Raw genomic sequence first — 5926 nt, forward strand, 5'->3', positions numbered from 1 at the left:
CGGGGGCCCCCCCCCCCCCCCCCCCCCCCCCCCCGGCCCCCGCCGCGGCGCCCCCCCGTCGCCTTGTCGCGGCCCGGGGGGGAGCCCGTGGGGGCGGGGATCAGAGGGTGCGGGCCGCGCCCGCGTCCGCCTGCGACGAGCATGCGACCGCGCCGAAGCGTTCGTGGTGCACCGCATCGGCGAGCGGGCGGCCGCTGCGCCAGCCGAAGCGCTCCAGGTCGGGCACGGTCTGGAACTCGCGCACCGGGCCGACGCACAACCAGGCCACCGGCCGGACGCCCTCGGGCAGGCCGACCAGCTCCGCCAAGAACTCGGGGTCGTAGAACGACACCCAGCCGACGCCGATCCGCTCCGCGGTGGCGGCCAGCCACAGGTTCTGGATCGCCAGCACGGTGGAGAAGACGCCGGTCTCGGGTACGGTGGCGCGGCCGAGCACCTGGGGGCCGCCGCGATCGTGGTCGTAGGTGACCACGATGCCGGTTCCGCTCTCCGCGATGCCCTCGATCTTGATGGGCTCGAAGGTGGCTGCCCGCTCCGGCGGCTGCGCCGCGTGGAATTCCCTCCGCTTGTCCGCCACGTGGCCGGCGAAGCGGCGCAGCGTCTGCCTGTCGCGCACCACGACGAAATCCCACGGCTGGGAATTGCCGACGCTGGGGGCGCGATGCGCCGCCTCGAGCAGTCGCCACAGCACGGCGTCGTCGACGAGCTCGCCGGTGAATTCCGCCCGCACGTCCCGGCGCGTTCGAATGGCCTCGTAGAGACCGACTTGATCCTCGTTCACCGTCCCAGTCAACCAGGGCCGTAACCGGGCGCGGCGCGTTCGGGACAGTTCGTCGCCGGGCTGTTGCCGCCAGGGTCCCCGGCCGCACACGGCAGACGCCGGGCGTAGCGGAAAGCCACGCCCGGCGTCGGGTCGGTGTGCCGCGGTCAGGCCCGCGCGCGGCGGCGGCCGAACCGCCGGCGCTGCTGCGCCAGGGCGGTGCGCAGGCCGCGGCGCTTGCCGGTCACCGGATCGACGACCGGCGCGGTCTCGCCCTGGAAGCGGCGCTCCGAGGCGGTCTCCGGGGCGTCGTCGGCGGTGCGGCGCAGGTACTTGTCCGGCAGCGACAGCTTGAGGATGGTTCGCCAGGCCTTGAAGTACTGGGCGGGCAGCGGTCCGGTGGTGTACGGCAGGTCGTACTTGTCGCACAGCTCGCGCACCCGCACCGCGATCTCGGCGTAGCGGTTGCTCGGCAGATCGGGGTACAGGTGATGCTCGATCTGGTGGCTGAGATTGCCCGACATGAAGTGCAACAGCTTGCCGCCGGAGATGTTGGCGCTGCCGAGCATCTGACGCAGGTACCACTCGGCCTGCGTCTCGTTGTCCACGTCCTTCTTGGTGAACTTCTCCGCGCCGTCGGGGAAGTGCCCGCAGAAGATGATCGTGTTGGACCAGACGTTGCGGATCATGTTGGCGGTCATGTTGGCCGTGAGCGTCGACTTCCACGCCGGGCCGGTGAGCGCCGGGAAGATCACGTAGTCCTTGAGGACCTGCTTGCCGACCTTCTCGATCACCTCGTCGCGCTTGCGCTCGAACTCCGCGCGCTCGGGGGTGCCCGGCTTGATCCGCCCGGTGGCCACCTTGCCCAGCTCGAGGTGCTGGATCGCCACACCGTACTGGAACATCAGCTGCAGGATCAGGTTGTAGACCGGGTTGCCGAGGTTGAACGGCTTCCAGCGCTGGTCGCGGGTGACGCGCAGCAGGCCGTAGCCGATGTCGTCGTCCAGGCCGAGCACATTGGTGTACTTGTGGTGCAGGTAGTTGTGGGTGTGCTTCCAGTGCTTGGACGGATCGGTGTTGTCCCACTCCCACGAGGTGGAATGGATCTCCGGGTCGTTCATCCAGTCCCACTGGCCGTGCATCACGTTGTGGCCGATCTCCATGTTCTCGATGATCTTGGCCACGCCGAGCAGACCCGCGCCGAGCAGCCAGGCGGGACGCTTTCTGCTGCCGAACAGGATCGCCCGGCCACTGATTTCCAGGCCGCGTTGCAGCCTGATGACATTGCGGATATAGCGCGCGTCCGACTCGCCTCGGGAACTCTCGATTTCCCGACGAATCGCGTCGAACTCCGCACCGAGGGCTTCGACATCAGCCTCGGTGAGGTGCGCGTACTCCTTGACATCCGAGATCGCCATGGTGGTTACACTACCGTAAGTTACGTGACCGTAGGTTGCTGAGTTCGGGACAGATCACGCCGCGGCCTGTGGTAAATCCCTTATTGAGATACCGGCCACGGCATGATATTTCAGGCTGTGCGTGCCCGCATCCGGGAGCGCTTGAGCTCCTTGAGCGCCGCCTTCTTCTCGCGCAGCGCCTGCTTTTCGTTACGCGCCTTCTCCTCCAGGACGACCTTGGCCTCCTGGATGGCCGAGCGCAGCCCGCGCCGCTTGCCCGTGACCGGGTCGGTGATCAGCCGGTTCCGCTCGCCCCAGCGCTCCGGGTGCGGCAGCGTGATACCGATGAACTTGCGCTCGGAGGACGTTTCCGGGGCGTCGTCGGCGGTGCGCTTGAGGAATCGATCCGGCAGCGCCAGTTTGTGAATCGTGCGGAATGCCAGCAGGTATTGCCTGCCCAGTGAACCGGTGGTGTAGGGCAGGTCGTACTTGTCGCACAATTCGCGCACCCGCTCGGCGATCTCCGGGTACCGATTGCTCGGCAGATCGGGGAACAGGTGGTGCTCGATCTGGTAGCAGAGATTGCCGCTCATGAACGCCATCGCCGGCCCGGCGTCGAAATTGGCGCTGCCGAGCATCTGGCGCAGATACCACTCCGACTGCGTCTCGCCGTCGAGCTGTTCGATGGTGAACTTCTCCGCGCCGTCGGGGAAATGGCCGCAGAAGATGACCGCGTAGGCCCACAGATTGCGCACCAGGTTGGCGGTGGCATTGGCCTTCAGCGTCGACTTCCACGCCGGACCGGTCAGCAGCGGGAAGATGACGAAATCCTTCGCGACCTGCCTGCGGATCTTGCGGCCGAATTCCTTGTTCGGCTCCGACATCAGTTCCCAGGGCGGGATGCCGGCGATCTGTTTCTCGATCGACCAGTCGTGCAGGGCGATGCCCCACTCGAAAGTGGCCGCGAGCAGCACGTTGGCCAGCGGCTGCACCAGGTGGATCGGCCGCCACGGCTCGTCCCTGGTCATGCGCAGGATGCCGAAGCCGAGGTCCTCGTCCTTGCCGAGCACATTGGTATAGGTGTGATGGGAGTAGTTGTGCGCCCGGCGCCACTGCGCCGAGGGGCCGGTCATGTCCCACTCCCAGGTGCTGGAGTGGATCTCCGGGTCGTTCATCCAGTCCCACTGGCCGTGGCTGATGTTGTGGCCCAGCTCCATGTTCTCGATGATCTTGGCGACCGAGAGCATGGCGGTGCCCGCCAGCCAGGCCCAGCGGTTGCGGCTGCCGAAGAGCACGGCGCGCGCCGCCACCTCAAGGCCTCGCTGGGCGGCGATGGTGCGCCGGATGTACTTCGCGTCGCGCTCGCCGCGCGAGAGTTCCACCGAGCGCCGGATGCTGTCGAGCTCATGGCCGAGCGCTTCGATGTCGGACTTGGTGAGATGGGAAAAAGCCTGGATATCGGTGATGGCCACCGCCAGTCCCTTCTGTTCGGGTCGTGCTTTCGAGGGTACGCGGCGTGGTCAGATTTCCAGTGTGCAGTCGCCCGCGGCGGCCGAGATGCAGGTCTGCACCTTGTCGCCGGCGCGGCGCTCCTCGCCGTTGCGCAGATCACGCGCGTGGCCCTCGGCCACCGTCACGACACAGGTCTGGCAGATGCCCATGCGGCAGCCGAAAGGCATCTGCACGCCCACCGACTCGCCGGCCTCGAGCAGGCTGGTCGCGCCGTCGGCGACCACGGTGCGGCCGGTCTTGCCGAAGGTGACTGTGCCACCCTCGCCCACCGCCGAGCGCTCGACCTCGAAGCGCTCCACGTGCAGCCGATCCGCCAGACCAGCTGCCTGCCAGTGCTTTTCGATCTCGTCGAGCATCGCCGCCGGACCGCACGCCCAGGTCTCGCGCTCGCGCCAGTCGGGGAACTCGGTGTCCAGATCGGCCAGGGCGAACTTGCCCTTCTCGCCGGTCAGCCACAGCCGCGAGTCGAAGCCCGCGTGCCGCTCGCGCAGGTCGGCCAGCTCGGGGCCGAACATCACGTCCTGCTGTTCGCGCGCGGAATGCAGGTGCGCCACATCGGCGATGCCGTCGCGGCGGTCCATCGCCCGCAGCATGGAGATCACCGGGGTGATGCCGCTGCCCGCGGTGAGGAAGAGCACCTTCGGCGGCGGCGGGGACGGCATGACGAAACCGCCCTGCGGGGTCTGCAGCCGCACGATCGTGCCCGGGGTGACGCCGCCGACGAGATGGCTGGACAGGAAGCCCTCCGGCATCGCCTTGACCGCGATCGAGATCAGCCGCTTGCCGCCGTGTTCGGGCGAACTCCAGTCCGGCGGGCAGGTCAGCGAGTAGGAGCGCCAGTGCCAGCGGCCGTCGACCAGCAGGCCGATGCCGATGTACTGGCCCGGCTGGTAGGTGAAGTCGAAGCCCCAGCCCGGCCGGATGACCAGGGTGGCCGAGTCCGCGGTCTCCTTGCGCACCTCGACGACGCGACCGCGCAGCTCGCGCGCCGACCACAGCGGGTTGGCCAGATGCAGGTAGTCGTCGGGCAGCAGGGGCGTGGTGATCCGGGCGACGGCGCCGCGCAGCACATTGAGCCGGCCTCCGCGCTCGGCGACATTCGCCGCGGGCGCCTCCAGCCAGTCACGGACATTCTTCAGGACCATCAGTGCTGTTTCGTCTTTCTGTTCGTCCCGCGGCGTTCGTGGGCCGCGGTGAGTTCCCACCGCGCTTGGCCGGCGCCGCGCTGGGCCGGCACTGCCGCCGGATCCGCAGGCAGCGAAAACGACCGGCTCGCGGTTGCACACGTGTGCGCGAGTCCATACGCCCGTGGGGCGAGCCCGCTCACGTTCAGGTTACGGCATCGTAGGTTCTTCGGGGAGGTGCTGTTCGCACTCGCGGGGCAGAGTCCTCGGTCCCGAGCCGGGCGACGCGACCGCCGCCCGGCACCGCGAAACACCCCGCCACCTGGGGCGATCAGCCGCGAGCCCCGGCCGGGGCGCCGCGCGGCCGGAGGAATTTCGGACTCAGAGCAGCTCGACGAGAAAGGGCAGCTCCTGATTGGCGTACCAGGCCAGCTGGTGGTCCTCGGCGTCGCCGAGCACGAATTCGGCGTCCTCGTCGCCGAGATCCGCGGCGTCGATCACCTCGACGGCCTTGGCGATCTCCGGCTCGGCCTCGGCCAGGTCGACATGTGCCGAGGCGATGCGGTCGTAGGGGATCGGCCCGGACAGCTTGACCACCGCGTCGTCCAGGTCGGGCCGCGGCACGGCCCCGGTCACGTCGGCGGCCAGCACCGCCCGCCGGTAGACCGGACCGCCGTGCGCGGACGGACCCGGCTCGGGCGCGCCGTCGCCGGACGGTTCCAGCGCCTCCTCCAGCGCGTCGGCCAGGTCCTCGCGCTCGGCGGCGATCAGCCGCAGCGAGGCGCGTGCGGCCTCGCTCATGGCCACCTCGGCCAGTTCCTCGTCGTCGCCGGAGGCGTAGGCCTCGCGCAGCGCCGGGGTGACCGCGAAGGCGGTGCCGCCGACCGGGAAGATCTCGCGTTCGGTGAGCAGTCTGCGCAACATCGGCACCGTGACCGGAACATAGACGCGCAGCTTCTTCTCCGGCAGCTTCTTCTCGGGCACGTTCTTCTCGGGCACGGACTTCCCTCCCGGTACGGGCTTCTCGTCAGGCACAGGCACCGAGCATCTCCTCCAAGGATTCGTGCACCGCGGCCGCCAGGATGCCGATATCGGCCATCGCGTCGCGATCGCCGTTGAGCCCGTAGTAGACC

5 protein-coding genes are annotated in these 5926 nt (G+C 68.8%); all 5 read right to left on the minus strand.

Annotated features, from left to right (window positions below; genetic code table 11):
- Positions 1 to 100: 100 nt before the first annotated feature.
- The 5 genes from bluB to QH283_RS24815 all read right to left on the minus strand — a co-directional run bounded on the left by bluB (position 101) and on the right by QH283_RS24815 (position 5747).
- Positions 101 to 781 carry a 5,6-dimethylbenzimidazole synthase gene (gene bluB, locus QH283_RS24795; protein ID WP_280505346.1) on the minus strand — a complete coding sequence of 227 codons (681 nt, stop codon included), beginning with the start codon at positions 779 to 781 and terminating at the stop codon, positions 101 to 103.
- 146 nt (positions 782 to 927) lie between these two features.
- A complete protein-coding gene (locus QH283_RS24800) occupies positions 928 to 2178 on the minus strand; it encodes a fatty acid desaturase family protein (RefSeq protein ID WP_280505347.1) in 1251 nt (416 codons plus the stop codon).
- A gap of 110 nt (positions 2179 to 2288) precedes the next feature.
- Positions 2289 to 3629 carry a fatty acid desaturase family protein gene (locus tag QH283_RS24805; protein WP_280505348.1) on the minus strand — a complete coding sequence of 447 codons (1341 nt, stop codon included), beginning with the start codon at positions 3627 to 3629 and terminating at the stop codon, positions 2289 to 2291.
- Between the two features lie 48 nt (positions 3630 to 3677).
- Entirely contained in the window at positions 3678 to 4814 is a 1137-nt protein-coding gene (locus QH283_RS24810) for a ferredoxin reductase (protein WP_280505349.1), read from the minus strand.
- A 360-nt stretch (positions 4815 to 5174) separates the two neighbouring features.
- A complete protein-coding gene (locus QH283_RS24815) occupies positions 5175 to 5747 on the minus strand; it encodes a DUF6912 family protein (protein ID WP_432420774.1) in 573 nt (190 codons plus the stop codon).
- Positions 5748 to 5926 lie beyond the last annotated feature (179 nt).

Origin of the sequence: Nocardia farcinica (assembly GCF_029867845.1) — a bacterium.
GTDB lineage: Bacteria > Actinomycetota > Actinomycetes > Mycobacteriales > Mycobacteriaceae > Nocardia > Nocardia farcinica_A.

Bases quoted from the DNA above. Each gene is read 5' to 3' on its own strand.
- QH283_RS24800 (WP_280505347.1), bottom strand. From the start codon at position 2,178: ATGGCGATCTCGGATGTCAAGGAGTACGCGCACCTCACCGAGGCTGAT.
- QH283_RS24810 (WP_280505349.1), bottom strand. From the start codon at position 4,814: ATGGTCCTGAAGAATGTCCGTGACTGGCTGGAGGCGCCCGCGGCGAAT.